General features: G+C 37.0%; 18 protein-coding genes. 10 read left to right on the forward strand and 8 right to left on the reverse strand.

The features are described from left to right. The first annotated feature begins 47 nt into the window (after positions 1-47). Positions 48-182, forward strand: a complete 135-nt coding sequence (locus G8O30_RS04110) for a GapA-binding peptide SR1P (protein WP_239673721.1) — start codon at positions 48-50, stop codon at positions 180-182. A gap of 144 nt (positions 183-326) precedes the next feature. Here the strand turns inward: G8O30_RS04110 and G8O30_RS04115 are convergent, their stop codons facing one another. Then, a complete protein-coding gene (locus G8O30_RS04115; protein ID WP_239673722.1) occupies positions 327-1,802 on the reverse strand; it encodes an aminotransferase class I/II-fold pyridoxal phosphate-dependent enzyme in 1,476 nt (491 codons plus the stop codon). Between the two features lie 166 nt (positions 1,803-1,968). On the opposite strand from G8O30_RS04115, the gene G8O30_RS04120 reads away from it, so the two are divergent. Both G8O30_RS04120 and G8O30_RS04125 read left to right on the forward strand, forming a co-directional pair. Next, positions 1,969-2,925, forward strand: a complete 957-nt coding sequence (locus G8O30_RS04120) for an NAD(P)H-dependent flavin oxidoreductase (RefSeq protein WP_239673723.1) — start codon at positions 1,969-1,971, stop codon at positions 2,923-2,925. Continuing rightward, positions 2,910-3,197 carry a UPF0223 family protein gene (locus tag G8O30_RS04125; RefSeq protein ID WP_239673724.1) on the forward strand — a complete coding sequence of 96 codons (288 nt, stop codon included), beginning with the start codon at positions 2,910-2,912 and terminating at the stop codon, positions 3,195-3,197. Before G8O30_RS04120 ends, G8O30_RS04125 begins: the two co-directional genes overlap by 16 nt. 134 nt (positions 3,198-3,331) lie before the next feature. On the opposite strand, the gene G8O30_RS04130 is transcribed toward G8O30_RS04125, so the two are convergent. Continuing rightward, positions 3,332-4,677, reverse strand: a protein-coding gene (locus G8O30_RS04130) for an IS3 family transposase (protein ID WP_239673725.1) whose coding sequence is annotated in 2 segments (ribosomal slippage) — positions 3,332-4,215 and positions 4,215-4,677 — 1,347 coding nt in all. Because the reading frame shifts where the segments join, the coding sequence is not laid out codon by codon here. 239 nt (positions 4,678-4,916) lie between these two features. Then, positions 4,917-5,522 (reverse strand): YktB family protein, encoded by a 606-nt coding sequence (locus tag G8O30_RS04135; RefSeq protein ID WP_239673726.1) that lies wholly within the window; start codon positions 5,520-5,522, stop codon positions 4,917-4,919. Between the two features lie 163 nt (positions 5,523-5,685). Between G8O30_RS04135 and G8O30_RS04140 the strand changes: the two genes are divergently transcribed. Together G8O30_RS04140 and G8O30_RS04145 are read left to right on the forward strand one after the other, a co-directional pair. Beyond that, positions 5,686-5,880 (forward strand): hypothetical protein, encoded by a 195-nt coding sequence (locus tag G8O30_RS04140; RefSeq protein ID WP_239673727.1) that lies wholly within the window; start codon positions 5,686-5,688, stop codon positions 5,878-5,880. 234 nt (positions 5,881-6,114) lie between these two features. Beyond that, positions 6,115-6,900 carry an inositol monophosphatase family protein gene (locus G8O30_RS04145; protein WP_239673728.1) on the forward strand — a complete coding sequence of 262 codons (786 nt, stop codon included), beginning with the start codon at positions 6,115-6,117 and terminating at the stop codon, positions 6,898-6,900. A 106-nt stretch (positions 6,901-7,006) separates the two neighbouring features. Here the strand turns inward: G8O30_RS04145 and G8O30_RS04150 are convergent, their stop codons facing one another. After that, positions 7,007-7,192, reverse strand: a complete 186-nt coding sequence (locus tag G8O30_RS04150; protein WP_239673729.1) for a YlaF family protein — start codon at positions 7,190-7,192, stop codon at positions 7,007-7,009. Between the two features lie 104 nt (positions 7,193-7,296). On the opposite strand from G8O30_RS04150, the gene typA reads away from it, so the two are divergent. Beyond that, the gene (gene typA / locus G8O30_RS04155; protein ID WP_239673730.1) at positions 7,297-9,144 is read left to right on the forward strand and encodes a translational GTPase TypA; all 1,848 of its coding nucleotides are present in this window, start codon (positions 7,297-7,299) and stop codon (positions 9,142-9,144) included. Positions 9,145-9,168: 24 nt separating this feature from the next. Next, the gene (locus tag G8O30_RS04160) at positions 9,169-9,474 is read left to right on the forward strand and encodes a YlaH-like family protein (RefSeq protein WP_239673731.1); all 306 of its coding nucleotides are present in this window, start codon (positions 9,169-9,171) and stop codon (positions 9,472-9,474) included. Positions 9,475-9,726: 252 nt separating this feature from the next. Here the strand turns inward: G8O30_RS04160 and G8O30_RS04165 are convergent, their stop codons facing one another. Together G8O30_RS04165 and G8O30_RS04170 are read right to left on the reverse strand one after the other, a co-directional pair. Continuing rightward, entirely contained in the window at positions 9,727-10,155 is a 429-nt protein-coding gene (locus tag G8O30_RS04165) for a hypothetical protein (protein WP_239673732.1), read from the reverse strand. After that, positions 10,156-10,356: a YlaI family protein gene (locus G8O30_RS04170; RefSeq protein ID WP_239673733.1), complete on the reverse strand. Its 201-nt coding sequence runs from the start codon at positions 10,354-10,356 to the stop codon at positions 10,156-10,158. Positions 10,357-10,468: 112 nt separating this feature from the next. Between G8O30_RS04170 and G8O30_RS04175 the strand changes: the two genes are divergently transcribed. Further along, entirely contained in the window at positions 10,469-10,921 is a 453-nt protein-coding gene (locus G8O30_RS04175) for a pyridoxamine 5'-phosphate oxidase family protein (RefSeq protein ID WP_239673734.1), read from the forward strand. A gap of 33 nt (positions 10,922-10,954) precedes the next feature. On the opposite strand, the gene G8O30_RS04180 is transcribed toward G8O30_RS04175, so the two are convergent. Continuing rightward, entirely contained in the window at positions 10,955-11,569 is a 615-nt protein-coding gene (locus G8O30_RS04180; protein WP_239673735.1) for a YhcN/YlaJ family sporulation lipoprotein, read from the reverse strand. Between the two features lie 171 nt (positions 11,570-11,740). Between G8O30_RS04180 and G8O30_RS04185 the strand changes: the two genes are divergently transcribed. Further along, positions 11,741-13,069 carry a PhoH family protein gene (locus tag G8O30_RS04185; RefSeq protein ID WP_239673736.1) on the forward strand — a complete coding sequence of 443 codons (1,329 nt, stop codon included), beginning with the start codon at positions 11,741-11,743 and terminating at the stop codon, positions 13,067-13,069. 88 nt (positions 13,070-13,157) lie between these two features. Here the strand turns inward: G8O30_RS04185 and G8O30_RS04190 are convergent, their stop codons facing one another. Next, positions 13,158-13,658, reverse strand: coding sequence for a peptidyl-prolyl cis-trans isomerase (locus tag G8O30_RS04190; RefSeq protein WP_239673737.1), 501 nt, complete (start codon positions 13,656-13,658; stop codon positions 13,158-13,160). 99 nt (positions 13,659-13,757) lie between these two features. On the opposite strand from G8O30_RS04190, the gene glsA reads away from it, so the two are divergent. Beyond that, positions 13,758-14,672: a glutaminase A gene (gene glsA, locus G8O30_RS04195; RefSeq protein WP_239673738.1), complete on the forward strand. Its 915-nt coding sequence runs from the start codon at positions 13,758-13,760 to the stop codon at positions 14,670-14,672. Positions 14,673-14,675: the final 3 nt, after the last annotated feature.

Genomic DNA, 14,675 nt, shown 5'->3' on the forward strand with positions numbered 1-14,675 from the left:
TCAAATTAGAAAGCGATTACATCACAACGAGATAAGGGGAGATAATCATGGTCATTATCATTTGTCAGCATTGTGAAGATACGGTGGATCATATCGAAGGGGAAAATACGCAGGTGTTATATGCAGCACATACAGACTGTTGCCAAGGGAAATGTCATGAGGAAAGAGATTTTCGTAGATAAATAGATAACTAGATATATAGTGACTGCAGTACAAATTCTTTCAAAAATCTAATGCTAATCATAAAAAAACAGGTGAGAATTAAAAATCCACCTGTTTTTTTATATAAAGATTAATTTTATTCAAGAATGTTTTGATACTAATTATTATCGAATAGCTCGACGCTCTTTAATGACACGTAATGTTTTTAGAGTGTGATCTTCCGGTCCTTGGACAGGTAAACCAACTTCAATATTTTTTTGAATGTAATGGAGATTTTCTTCAGTAATGATTTCACCTGGGATAAAGATTGGAATACCAGGTGGATACACCATTACAAACTCAGCAATGATACGACCTACAGATTCTTCAAAAGGAACTACTTCTGTAGAAGCATAGAACGCATCTCTTGGACTTAGAGCCAATACAGGTATATCAGGTAGCAATACCGCATCAAAGGAAGTTTCCTTTACTTGGTCTTGGCAAGTGTCGGAAAGCTCTTGTAAGGCTTGTATTAACTTTTCCCCATCTTCCATTGTGTCACCAGGTGTTACGATACATAAAATGTTATTTAAGTCAGACATCTCTACTTCAATTGTATACTTTTCACGTAACCACTTTTCTGCATCATAACCTGTTATTCCAAGATTTTTAATGGAAATGATAAGTTTCGTTGGATCTAAGTCATACGTTGACTTTGTGCCTAAGATTTCTTCCCCCACACAAGAAATGTGGTTTATTTCATTTATTCTAATTCTTAGTTGCTCCGCTAATTGAATAGCCTTTTCCGCTAGTTCATAACCATGAATGGCAAGTTGTCTTCTCGCAGTATCTAATGAAGCTAACAAAAGATAAGAAGTGGAGGTAGTAGTCAGCATACTTAATATGGATTGGACTCTCTTAGGTGACACTAAGCCTTCTTTTAAATTTAAAATAGAACTTTGCGTCATGGACCCACCAAGTTTATGAACAGAAGTAGCGGCCATATCAGCTCCTGCTTGCATTGCAGATAGAGGAAGCTTGTCATGGAAGTGAATGTGAACGCCATGAGCTTCATCTACTAAAACAGGAATTTCGTACTCATGAGCAAGTTCTACAATTCGTTTTAAATCCGCAGCCACACCGAAATAAGTGGGGTTAATAACTAGTAACCCTTTTGCGTCTGGATGTTCCTCAAGTGCTCTAGAAACGGCGTCTACTGTGATGCCATGTGAGATACCTAGCTCTGCATCTACCTCAGGGTGAATGAAAATGGGAACAGCCCCTGAAAAGACAATAGCAGACATAACGCTTTTATGGACGTTTCTTGGCACAATAATTTTTTCGCCTGGTCCACAAACAGCCATAACCATCGTCATAATAGCACCACTAGTTCCTTGAACGGAAAAGAATGTATGGTCTGCACCAAAAGCTTCTGCAGCTAATTGTTGAGCCTCTTTTATCATCCCTTTTGGTTGATGAAGGTCATCTAATGGAGCGATATTAATTAGATCAATAGATAAAGCGTTATCTCCGATGAAAGAACGGAACTCATTGTCCATACCAGTTCCCTTTTTGTGACCTGGGATATGGAATTGAGTAGGATTTTTTTCAGCGTGTGCTAGAAGTCCTGAAAATAATGGAGTTTGCTGTTGATTTGACAATTCATACTACACCTCTTTTTTTAAGTATATATAGAAGGAAATGGGTACTAAGAAAGCGAAGTGTTTTCTTAACGCCAAGTTCTTATTCTTTTAAAAAACAAATGAATTATAGCATTAAACGATACAGATGCATAGCAAATTATAAACTGTGTGAGGAGAAAGTATAATGAGAACAAAAGTAACTGAACTATTGTCTATCGAGTTTCCTGTTATACAGGGTGGTTTGGCTCATTTAGCTTATCATGAATTAGCCTCTGCTGTTAGTAACGCAGGTGGATTGGGGCAACTAACTGCGATGTCTATGGAAGGGCCAGCACAATTAGAAAGAGAAATAAGACTAGTAAAGCAAAGAACCTCAAAACCATATGGTGTTAATTTTGCTATTGGGCAACATGGCAGGAGTTATGAAGAGATGCTAACTGTGGCCTTGGATAATCAAGTACCAGTCATCTCCATTACAGGTGGAAATCCCACTCCTTTATTAGACAAAGTAAAGGGGACAGGCATTCACTCCTTAGTTCTTGTATCATCTAAAAGACAAGCAATAAAAGCAGAACAGCTAGGAGCATCTGCAGTAATGGTGGTTGGGAATGAAGGTGGAGGCCATCTTGGCAGAGATGAAATAGGTACGATGGTGTTAATTCCTTCGGTCGTGGATGCTGTATCTATTCCTGTTATAGCGGCTGGTGGTATTGCGGACGGGCGCGGCTTAATGGCAGCTTTAGCGTTAGGGGCCGACGGGGTAGAAATGGGCACTAGGTTTATTGCTACCAAGGAGTGCGTTTTGGCTTCAAAAAACTACAAAGAAGATATAATAAAAATGGATGAAAATAGTACGGTTATTATTAAGAAAACTCTAGGTGCACCTGCACGCGCCTTGTCTAATAATTGGACCAATGATATTATCGATAAGGAAAAAAGAGGTTATACATATGACCAACTAAAGACTCTTATAAGTGGACAATCTAATAAAGCATATATCCACGAAGGAAGAGTAGAAGACGGATTCGGATGGGCAGGGCAATGTGTAGGAATCATACATGATGAACCTACTGTTGAAGAGCTATTTAACCGAATGAAACAAGAAATAAAGGAAGTGAAAGAAAAATGGGTAGACATGTAGGTGGAGAAAAGGAATACGCATATCCTTTTGATATGGATTGGACAACAGATGAGATTGTCCTTGTTATTGATTTTTATCAGGCAATTGAACAAGCCTATGAAAAAGGCATTCCAGCAGCAGAATTAAAGGAACGTTATAAAGCATTTAAACAAGTAGTTCCAAGTAAATCAGAAGAAAAACGATTGGACAAAGAATTTGAAGAGGCAAGTGGCTTTTCTTCTTATAGAGTTGTATCTCAGTTAAAAGATGGGAAAGAGAAAATAAAGATGTAAAAAAGAGGCTGGGACAAAACCCGAAAGTGACTGCACTGGGATTTCCACTGCAGGGGGACGCTTTCCACGGGGCGGGTTGCTGAGCCTCCTCGTCGCTGAAGATGAACTGCCCCCTGAAATTGGACACAGATTATTTAAGCAGCTTGCTCATAATTTCTTCTATAGGCAACTGGGCTTTTTCTATTTAGTTTAGATTTAATTCTTAAGTTATTGTAGTAAAAAATGTAGTTTTCTAATTCATGTATGAAGTGCTCTACACTCTCAAATTGTTCTAACTGTATAAATTCTGATTTAAATATCCCAAAGAAGTTCTCTATAACTGCGTTATCGTAACAGTTTCCTTTTCTAGACATACTTTGGGTGATATTGTGATCTTTCAATAATCGACGATATTGGGGCATTCGATAATGCCACCCCTGATCTGAGTGAATTAATAAATCATCACTTGTTTTTTTACGAGTAAGGGCTTGGAGCATCATATTTTCTACTAGATCGTATGTCGGTCTTGTTTGAAGGGTATAGGAAATAATCTCACCATTAAATAAATCTAATATAGGTGAGAAATATAGTTTCTGTCCAAATAGTTTAAATTCCGTAATATCTGTCACCCATTTTTGATTGGGCTTTGAGGCATGGAAATTACGATTTAATATGTTTTCAGAAGCTTTTCCGAACCCACTGATGTACGATTGATATTTTTTCATTCTTACTATACAGCGTAACCCCAAATCACCCATGATACGATAGACTTTCTTTTTGTTTATACAGTGACCCTTTTCTTGGAGAATGTCTGTAATTCGTCTATATCCTAATCGACCTTTATGTTTTTTATAGATGAATTTAATGCGTCGTTTCCATTTTCGATCAGGATCTTTTCTTTGCCAACACTTCACAATGAAATAGTAAGTGCTTCTTGAAATTCTAGCTACTTTAACTAGGTCTTTAACGGGGAATTCATGCCTTAGTTCATATATTACCTTGGCTTTCATTTCTTTGGTGATTTTTCCTGAACTAAGGCTTTCAACTTTTTTAAATAAGCATTTTCCATTCTCAGATAATCCAGTTCTTTTTGAAGTTCTTCTATTGATGGATTTGATTGTTTATCTTGATTGGTATTTTTTGATTTGGTCATGTCTACTAGCCTCACTTCTTCTTGAAAGGCTTGGGATCCTTGACTTTCCCACTTCCTAATCCATTTACGCACCATAGAAGGATCAGGAATTTGAAAAATAGCAGCTGCTTTCCTAATAGAATAGTCCAAGCCTTTAACGGATTTAATTACTTTTAGTTTAAAGGCTGAAGAATAGTTTGTATAGGGAAAGGCAAACGCAGTATCTCCATGATAGTGAACTAATGCCACCCAATGTCGAAGGACCGAAGGATCAATTCCTAGTTCTTTGGATAACGAGCGATAACTTACATTTTCAGTTTGATATCGATAAACAGCAAGTAACTTTTGTTCTTTAGAAAATTGGGACAAAAAAACACACCTCCAACTGTGGAATGTGTGTCCAACAATTGGGGTGCAGTTCAAGAACGCTCCTGTGGGGTCTCAGTAACCCACCTATCCCGTAGGAGTCGCCCCCTTCCGCTCCAATCCCAAAGAATTATTCTATAAATGCACTAATTCTGCAGTATTATGTTCTTAAATACAACGCAAAAAAGGTACATTCGTTTTTTCGAAATGTACCTTTTTGTTCTGCCCCAGTCTCTTTTGTGTTAAAAAGCGTTGCGATAGAATGGGATTAGTGGTCTATATGTTTCTAATACCCATTCTAAAAACGCTTCTCGGTCTGAAAGGATCGGATTTTGTACTGCTAATTGTCTTCCTACAAGAAATTCTGCTTTTTTCACATTTTCAAAGCGTTCAAGATCTGAACTTGTTAGATCTTGTAACAACTTCGCTTCCTTTTTCATATGGTCCATAGAGAAGACAAAATCGTTTGGAAGCTCGTGTAGGTTGGTTATTTCTTTTTGTAACTTACGAGCGATTTCATCTTTCCCTGGCAATTCATAAATAAACGCTAGCCAAACAAAGAGGTGATCATCCCAAAGACCAATTTGGAAGTGTGGGTGTTTTTTATACCCTCGTTTATCATGACAAAAAGCCATCCAAGTGTCATTAGGTGGATTTACTGTTCGTCTAGCATGCTTAGCAATGTGTACGTGAAGCTCATTCCCTGCTAGTGCCTGAAGGTCGTCTTTTAACTCGTTCCCAATATCAGCGAATTTAGGTTGTATCCTAGTTTTAATCGCATCCATTCTTTCCTCTAGACCCTCTATTTTAAACGTATTAAAGTCCTCTTTAGAAAATCCTGTAAACATTGTTTGTTCCTCCTGTAAAACGGGTAGTATGAATATATCGTACCATAAAGTTATTCTTTACAAATAGCGAGTTGCTTAGCCTATTTTTGTTACGAGTGTCCTAGACGATGCATATAGTATACAAAGTATAATATCTGAAAATTCTGATAAGAGGTGTTAATTTATGAAGAAAATGATTCAAGCCTCTAAGAAAACCGAGTCAGTTGAGCAGCAGGTAGCCACGCTAAAATTGGAATTAAATTATGAATTAGCTGTTTTATTTGAAGCGATGCAAGAAAACAATTTGACACAAAAAGATGCATCGATTGCAACGCTCAAACGCATTAGAAATGAGTTGAATGTGTATAAGGCACTTTAAGGAGAATATTTATGAGAATGGTTTATAGGAGGTGTCAATGTTGTTGACTACCTCTTATTTTTTGTTACGTGAACAGTAACAACTCCTTGTTAACCGCGTGATGTGGTTTGCCCTTAAATGAGTCTTCATATACTCATTATCTATTAAACAAAGACTCATTTCAAAGGTAAGAAACTTGAATATCTTTACTTGTTTGGGTAGGCTAAAGGTATGAATGATGAAGGAGTGCATAGTATGGATTGGAGTATGGTTGATCAGTTAGTCCAAAAGTGGTTAGTAGAAGCTCGAGGTCGTATTTTAACGTCACTCCAACAGCGTCTAACAATTGAATCAAAATCTAATGCAAACGATTTAGTTACCAATATTGATCGTGAAACAGAACAATTCTTTATAGAAAAGGTAAAGGATCATTTTCCGAACCATCGATTATTAGGAGAAGAGGGTTTTGGCGACGATGTTCAAACCCTAGAAGGTATTGTATGGATTGTTGATCCAATAGACGGAACCATGAATTTTGTCCATCAACAACGTAATTTTGCGATTTCCATTGGCATCTATGAAGAGGGTGTTGGAAAGTTAGGATACATATATGATGTAATGAACGACGAACTTTATCATGCGGAAAATGGTAAAGGAGCTTTTTATAACGGAGAACAGTTGCCAATTCTTCAACCTGTTGAGTTGAAAGAGGCAATTGTTGGGTTAAATACCACTTGGGTAGTTCCCAATAAGCGTGTAAATCATGAACGGTTAATCCCGATAGTCAAGCAAGCTCGTGGTACTAGATCATATGGTTCTGCAGCTCTTGAAATGGCATACATTGCAGTGGACACGCTTGATGCGTACATCACAATGAGATTATCTCCGTGGGATTTTGCAGCGGGTATGGTTATCTTAAAAGAATTAGGTGGTATTTGTACAAATCTAGAAGGCAAACCTTTATCCTTAACGGATTCTTCACCAGTGGTCGTGGCAAGGCCGGGATTACATGATGAATTAATGAACATTATTAACCGCTAAAGTGGATTGTATCATTACCAGTCACGTCATACGGTGAGTTTTGAATGACCTTATAACAAAAGATAAACACGTCCTTACAATTGAAGGACGTGTTTATTTGCTGCTCTTATTGGTTCTCTCGTTCTCTCAATTTCTTTTTCGTTTTGAAGCCAAGACCCATAATAATTGTTACCAGTAAGATACTTGCAACAATACCAAGAATACTTCTTTCAGCTATTGCTACACCAATACTCATAATAGCTAAAACAGTTAACATGGATAACATTATAAAGCCCCATTTGATGTTTTTCATGTAAGTTCCCCCAAACAGTAGTTGTGCTCTCCCATTACTATGATATAATAGTCGAGTTAAAGTATCTATCCCATGCTTATGCATGATCACTAGGAGTGAATAGATTGAATAAAAGAAATGATTTAAGAAATATTGCTATTATTGCCCACGTTGACCATGGTAAAACAACTTTAGTAGATGAACTATTAAAGCAATCTGGTATTTTCCGCTCTAACGAACACGTTGAAGAACGTGCAATGGATTCAAATGATTTAGAAAGAGAACGTGGTATTACTATTTTAGCAAAAAATACTGCAATACAGTATAAAGATACTCGAATTAATATCCTGGATACACCAGGACACGCCGATTTTGGTGGAGAAGTAGAACGTATCATGAAAATGGTAGATGGCGTTTTACTTGTTGTTGATGCATATGAAGGTTGTATGCCTCAAACACGTTTTGTACTTAAGAAGGCATTAGAACAAAACCTAACACCTATCGTAGTAGTTAACAAGATTGATAAAGATTCTGCTCGTCCTGAAGAAGTTATTGATGAAGTACTAGAATTATTTATCGAGCTTGATGCGAACGAAGATCAATTAGAATTCCCTGTTATTTATGCTTCTGCAATTAACGGAACTGCAAGTGTTGATCCAGATCCTGCTAATCAAGACGAAAACATGCAATCAATTTATGATGCAATTGTTGAGCACATTCCTGCTCCAATTGATAACCGTGAAGAGCCTACGCAATTCCAAGTTGCTCTTTTAGACTACAACGACTATGTGGGACGAATTGGTATTGGACGTGTATTCCGAGGAACTATTTCTGTTGGACAACAAGTTTCCCTTATGAAACTGGACGGATCAGTGAAAAACTTCCGTGTGACAAAACTATTTGGTTTCTTAGGATTAAAGCGTATTGAAATTCAAGAAGCACATGCTGGAGACCTAATTGCGATTTCTGGTATGGAAGACATTAACGTTGGTGAAACAGTTTGTCCTGTAGATCATCAAGAAGCACTTCCAGTTCTTCGTATCGATGAGCCTACTCTACAAATGACATTCTCTGTTAATAACAGTCCTTTCGCAGGTCGTGAAGGTAAGTGGATTACTTCTCGTAAAATTGAGGAGCGTTTATTAGCGCAACTACAAACAGACGTAAGTTTACGTGTAGAATCTACTGAATCCCCTGATGCATGGACGGTTTCAGGACGTGGAGAGCTTCACTTATCCATCTTAATTGAAAACATGCGTCGTGAAGGATACGAGCTTCAAGTATCAAAGCCTGAAGTAATCATCCGTGAAGTAGATGGAGTAAAGTGTGAACCAGTAGAGCGTGTTCAAATTGATGTACCTGAAGAGCATACAGGAAGCATTATCGAATCACTAGGTTCACGTAAAGGTGAAATGCTTGATATGGTGAACAACGGTAACGGTCAAGTTCGCTTAATCTTCATGGTACCGGCTCGTGGATTAATTGGTTACTCTACTGAATTCATGACACTTACTCGTGGATATGGTATCATTAACCATACATTTGATAGCTATCAGCCAGTTGTAGAAGGACGAGTTGGTGGACGTACGAAAGGTGTACTAGTTTCTATGGAAACTGGTAAATCTTCTACTTATGGTATTATGCAAGTAGAAGACCGTGGTACAATCTTTGTTGAACCAGGTACGGAAATTTACGGTGGTATGGTAGTAGGGGAACACACTCGTGAAAACGACATTACGGTTAATATTACAAAGACAAAACAAGCTACAAACGTTCGTTCAGCGAACAAAGACCAAACGGTTACGATTAAAAAACCTCGTATCATGACGCTTGAAGAAGCTTTAGAATACTTAAACGATGATGAGCTTCTAGAGGTAACTCCAGAATCAATCCGTTTACGTAAAAAAGTTCTTGATAAGAATGAGCGTGATCGTCTTACGAAAAAGAAGAAATTAGCAGAACAAAACGCATAATGTAACAATCTAAGGGGAAGTAACATGGATGTACAAGAACGATTATCATTTTTTGCTGCTCTTTATCGAGTGGATGAAAATTCAGAGCAAGGGATGATGTTATTGTATTTAACCATTGTTGCCCTTTGTATTGTGGTATATAAATTAGGGTTTGCAAAGAAGTTAAAACCTTTGCAATCTCTAGTGATTTACCTGTTCTTATTCGCAGGATGTACCGTTCTTTCGTTTTTAGGGATCGTTTTACCAATAGCTGAAGGACTGGTTGTTGCTGCTGCGATTTTGGTTATATATAAAATCAGATTAAAGCGTGAGCAAGCTGCTGCTGAATAATAATGTTAGACACCTGGGTGGTCATCTCCAGGTGTCTTTTTTGTTATGTGACCAGTAACAACTCATCGTTAGCCACGTGATGTGGCTAGCTCTTAGATGATTTTCCTTTAAACAATAAAAACATATGTATAAGTCTGTATATCTTAAATTGTGGTCAAGAGCGGGGGAAGAGCGAGAAGAGCGCATGTTAAAAAAATGAAAGGTGCTCTAACGTTACAAATCGCAACAAAGAGCACCTAGTAAAAGAAGATATTATCGTTTAGGGAACAAATTAAAGATGATAGGTAAACTAATAGCATATAAAACATGACCAATCACCCAATAGAGAAAAGCAAGATAATCCGTTGGTGGTGGGACATCTTTTATTGCCAACATGGATAAAGGGAAATACAAAAATAAAGTTGGGAATGTAAGGACCGCTGCCAAACTCCACTTGTTAAGCCAACTTCCCAAAATTCCTTTTTCCAAAATAAATACGTAAAGGATACCGATTATAAGAGAAATGATTAAATGGAAGGCGAATTCAATCCATTCAGCAAATGTGTATTCTCCAAGAATTGGGATAAAGTCAATATTTAGAAGTAATATATAGACTTTTTTATCCATCAACATCTCTATCCATTTCAACGAAAATCCTAGAACAAACCCACTGAGTGTTCCAACAATAAGTCCTCTTATCATTTAAAAGTCCTCTTGCATTAAACGGCCTCTATAAATACGAAAATTTCCGTCTTTTTTTCTTTCTACTGTTTTTTCTGCAATCCTATTCTGGCAGTCTAAACACATGTATGTATGGATGGGACGATTTCGTAATTTTTTAGCCTCAGGATTATCATCTGGAAGGGTCTCAATTTTATCACATAATATACATTTTACTCGCATCTTCTTACTCCTAACCATCGCGCATACGCGTGTTTTTTTGTATACTAATACTATACCATAAGAGGACAAATTGTCTTCCTTTGGATTAGATGATTATAGGAGGGAGTAATGTATGAGAGAAGTACAAGAACAGCTTCATCCTTTATTGTATGAACATCTACAAAAAGAAAGGTACGTAACAATATCCACAGTAGATGTGACTGGTGTACCTCATGTAACTGCTATATCATGGTTAGTGGCTTTATCAGAAAATAGGTTGGCCTTTGCAATAGATGCTAGGTCTAGACTTGTTCAAAATATTGCAAAGTTGCCTAATGCTGTTGTTACCGTTATTTTTGATGGCACGACGTATGCTATTAGTGGAAAAGTAAAAATAGAACAAAATCAATTAGACGGAATTCCAATTCCTTTGGTGAAGTGTGTTTTAGAGGTAACGGAAGTCCGTGATATTATGTTTTATGGTTCTAGTATGAGTAGTGAACCAACATTCACTAAAACATATGATGCAAAAAAAGCGGAAGCGATTGATTCGCTTGTTTGGAATGCTTTAAGACAACAAGAGTAAACACCCCAACAATATTTTTGGGGTGTTTTTGTATTAATCCTTCTTCTGAAGGTATTGATTGGATTGATCTTCTTGTTGTTTCTTAAGTGAATCCTTATCTTGTCCTTCTACCGCATCTCGTTTATCCTCTTTTACTTGTTGAGGATTTGGATCTATAATGTCTGCAGGAATTTCAGGGATGAGTCTGCCCGCAACATCTGCTAACTCGTTTGCTATGCCTTGAAGTGGCTTCCCAGCACGAATATCTTGATTGATCTCTTTTAAACGACCATAAACATCGGGATCTGCTACGACTAACGCATTTGCTCCATATGGATCATTTTGTAATGCTTCCGCTACAGTATATTTAATAGAACCAACTTCAGAACGCTCGAGATTTTGATCAACATCTATTCCTACAATCGCAAGTTTACCTAAGACTACTGCAGTAGCATCTTTCACATTCGGTGTAGCAGTTGCTAAATTCACAAGGTGTTTAGAGATTTGCATACCAGTTTTACGGTCAACATGCTCTATTGTACTATTTTTTACATTTACAGTTCTTGGAACATCATCACCAGTAGCTTGTTGTTCTTTTTCAGCTGCAGATTTTTGACAGCCCATAATCATAAAGCAACTAATAATGGAAATAATCATAAGTTTTTTCACGTTTTAACCCCCTAGCTAGTCTTTTACTTAAGAATAGTGTGGTTCTTTCGTCTATCTTTATACATGTTGTCATATATTTTAAAAACATCTTAGCTTGACCGTGACGTTTAAGCGGACCGTTCAAACCTTTGCTACATAGAATGTACTATTTTAGGATCAGGAGGCGTCGTATTGAGTAAAATCTATGTACTAGATACTAACGTAATATTGCAGGATCCAAATGCTATCTATTCATTCCAGGATAATGAAGTAGTCATTCCAGCAGTGGTACTAGAAGAGTTGGACTCGAAGAAACGATATATGGATGAGATTGGACGAAATGCTAGACAATTTTCTAAACTTATTGATGGATTAAGAGAAAAAGGGAAATTACATGAAAAAGTACCTCTTCATAATGGTGGCACACTAAGAATTGAATTAAATCACCGCTCTTTTCAAGAACTTCAAGAAATATTTATTGAAAAAACGAATGATAATCGAATCTTAGCGGTTGCAAAAAATTTATCATTAGAAGAAGATGCAAAACAAAATGGCAGACGGGTTATATTAGTCAGCAAGGACATTTTAGTTCGTGTTAAAGCAGATGTCATTGGGCTACATTCAGAAGACTTTTTGAATGATCGTGTCATAGACATGGATCATTTATATACAGGAATGTTGGAACTCTATGTACCGAAAGAAACACTAGGAAAGTTTTATGAAAGTGGCGAGATTAATGTTTCCGACGTGGTTAATCATCCTTTATATCCAAATCAATTTGTCTTAATGAAAGACGCATTAGGTGGATCAGCTTCTGCAATTGGAATGGTAAGTCCAAAAGGAAAAACAATAACAAAGTTACATCGCAATGCAGAACATATTTGGGGGATTAAAGCAAGAAACGTCCAACAAACGATGGCAATGGAATTATTATTAAGACAAGATGTACCTTTAGTTACACTAGTAGGAAAAGCAGGAACAGGAAAAACGTTACTTGCTTTAGCAGCCGGTTTAATGCAAACCGAAGATGAAAATAAATACAAGAAGCTTCTTGTTGCTCGTCCAATCGTTCCAGTAGGTAAAGATATTGGGTATCTACCAGGAGAAAAAAGCGAAAAACTTAGACCATGGATGCAACCTGTGTTTGATAATTTGGAGTATCTTTTTAACACCAAGAAACCTGGTGAATTAGACGCAATTTTGGCTGGGATGGGATCCATTGAAGTGGAAGCATTAACATATATTCGAGGTAGAAGCATTCCTGAACAATTTATCATTATTGATGAAGCGCAAAACTTAACCAAACATGAAGTGAAAACAATTCTAACTCGCGTTGGGGAAAAAAGTAAAATTGTGTTAATGGGTGACACGGCACAAATAGATCACCCATATTTAGACGAATATAATAACGGATTAACGTATGTTGTAGAAAGCTTTAAGGATCAAGGAATTGCTGGGCACGTTAGATTATTAAAGGGAGAAAGATCAGGTCTTGCTCAATTAGCAGCAGATCTTTTATAACAAAGAGAATAATAAAATTAGCTTAATTTGTTTGTAAACAAAAAAGCTTTCGCTCACTGACACATTTGTCAATGTAGCGAAAGCTTTTTTATTTAATCTCGATACGATGCACATTTTTAATTGGAGTGTTTCTATTAGTGCCATCAACTTTTAAAAGATAGATTGGTCCGTCTTCTTTAAGTGGCTTTCCAACAATACTAAATTGAGCAATCCATTGATCAATCGTTGCAAGTGGAATTTCTATATCTTTATCCTGTGTTTTCAAAACAACTGTAGTTGCATCAGGTTTTGGTTGACTATTCTGAATGAAGGGTAGCAAATAAATACCAAGACTTGTATTTAAAATCTTTTGGCGCTCAAACTTCTTTTCTGATTTTAAAGTTGGCGGGTTTAGTGCTCCTTCTCTAATTTCTCTTTCCCAATGTTTCGCTGTTTCTTCTATGTATTTTTCTTCCTCGGAAACGTTTTCATATTGTGATGAAAAAAATTCATCTAAATCAATTCGGCGATCATCAAAGATCCACACACTTGGATCTAATGTAATTGGAAAATGAACATTTCCTGATATAGTAACGATGGAATTCATCATTATCCTCCTTCTGCATACTAAGATTCTTTCTAGTTAACAATATGTATGAAATATATTATACAGTATTTACAAAACGCTGTCACAAAGAAGGTGCCCTATTTGAGATGTAACGGAAACAAGGAACTAGACAAATTCATTGAATTATCAAAGCCGGTTACCCAAAATGGAACAGTTGCAGATTACATACCGGCACTAGCATCGGCAAAGCAAGAGCATCTTTCTGTATCTATTAGATACTTGGACGGTGAGGAAATGTACGCTGGTGATTTTGTTGAAGCTTTTACTTTACAGAGTATATCAAAGGTATTATCTCTTCTTTATGTATTAGAATTTTACGGGGAAGAAGTTGTGTTTAAGCATGTAGGGAAAGAACCTACTGGAGATCCATTTAATTCTATTGTTAAGTTAGAAGAAGGGCCTGATACTAAACCCCTGAATCCAATGATCAATGCAGGTGCATTAGCCGTTACTTCTCTATTTCCTGGAAATGGTGTAACAGAGAGATGGGAGCGATTTCAGCAGTTTTTGACTCCATTTTTTGAAAAAGACAAAATCGAAGTAGATACAGAAATACAAAAATCAGAATTTGACACTGCCTTTTTAAATAGATCCATGATTTATTATTTAAAGCAAAATGAAATTATTAATGATGATGTGGAAGAGTTAATGACACTTTACACTAGGCAGTGTTCCGTACTAGCTGATTGCTTAGATATTGCAAAAATCGGTTCCATCTTGGCGATGAATGAAGGTGCTTCATTTGTTTCTAGACGTTCTGTCCAGATAGCAAAAACATTTATGGTGACTTGTGGGATGTACAATGCATCAGGGGAGTTTGCTATTGAAGTAGGCGTTCCTGCGAAAAGTGGGGTGTCTGGAGGAATACTAGCTGTTGTTCCAGGTAGGTGTGGTGTGGGGATATTTGGTCCAGCCTTGGATAAAATGGGGAATTCAATCGGTGGCCTACATTTGATAAAAAATCTAAGTAAATCGTATAACTGGTCGATATTCTGATGG

It is taken from the genome of Mangrovibacillus cuniculi (genome assembly GCF_015482585.1).
GTDB lineage: Bacteria > Bacillota > Bacilli > Bacillales > R1DC41 > Mangrovibacillus > Mangrovibacillus cuniculi.

Coding starts and splice junctions, on each gene's coding strand:
- G8O30_RS04110 (WP_239673721.1), top strand. CDS start 48: ATGGTCATTATCATTTGTCAGCATTGTGAAGATACGGTGGATCATATC.
- G8O30_RS04120 (WP_239673723.1), top strand. CDS start 1,969: ATGAGAACAAAAGTAACTGAACTATTGTCTATCGAGTTTCCTGTTATA.
- G8O30_RS04125 (WP_239673724.1), top strand. CDS start 2,910: ATGGGTAGACATGTAGGTGGAGAAAAGGAATACGCATATCCTTTTGAT.
- G8O30_RS04135 (WP_239673726.1), bottom strand. CDS start 5,522: ATGTTTACAGGATTTTCTAAAGAGGACTTTAATACGTTTAAAATAGAG.
- G8O30_RS04140 (WP_239673727.1), top strand. CDS start 5,686: ATGAAGAAAATGATTCAAGCCTCTAAGAAAACCGAGTCAGTTGAGCAG.
- G8O30_RS04145 (WP_239673728.1), top strand. CDS start 6,115: ATGGATTGGAGTATGGTTGATCAGTTAGTCCAAAAGTGGTTAGTAGAA.
- G8O30_RS04150 (WP_239673729.1), bottom strand. CDS start 7,192: ATGAAAAACATCAAATGGGGCTTTATAATGTTATCCATGTTAACTGTT.
- G8O30_RS04160 (WP_239673731.1), top strand. CDS start 9,169: ATGGATGTACAAGAACGATTATCATTTTTTGCTGCTCTTTATCGAGTG.
- G8O30_RS04165 (WP_239673732.1), bottom strand. CDS start 10,155: ATGATAAGAGGACTTATTGTTGGAACACTCAGTGGGTTTGTTCTAGGA.
- G8O30_RS04170 (WP_239673733.1), bottom strand. CDS start 10,356: ATGCGAGTAAAATGTATATTATGTGATAAAATTGAGACCCTTCCAGAT.
- G8O30_RS04175 (WP_239673734.1), top strand. CDS start 10,469: ATGAGAGAAGTACAAGAACAGCTTCATCCTTTATTGTATGAACATCTA.
- G8O30_RS04190 (WP_239673737.1), bottom strand. CDS start 13,658: ATGATGAATTCCATCGTTACTATATCAGGAAATGTTCATTTTCCAATT.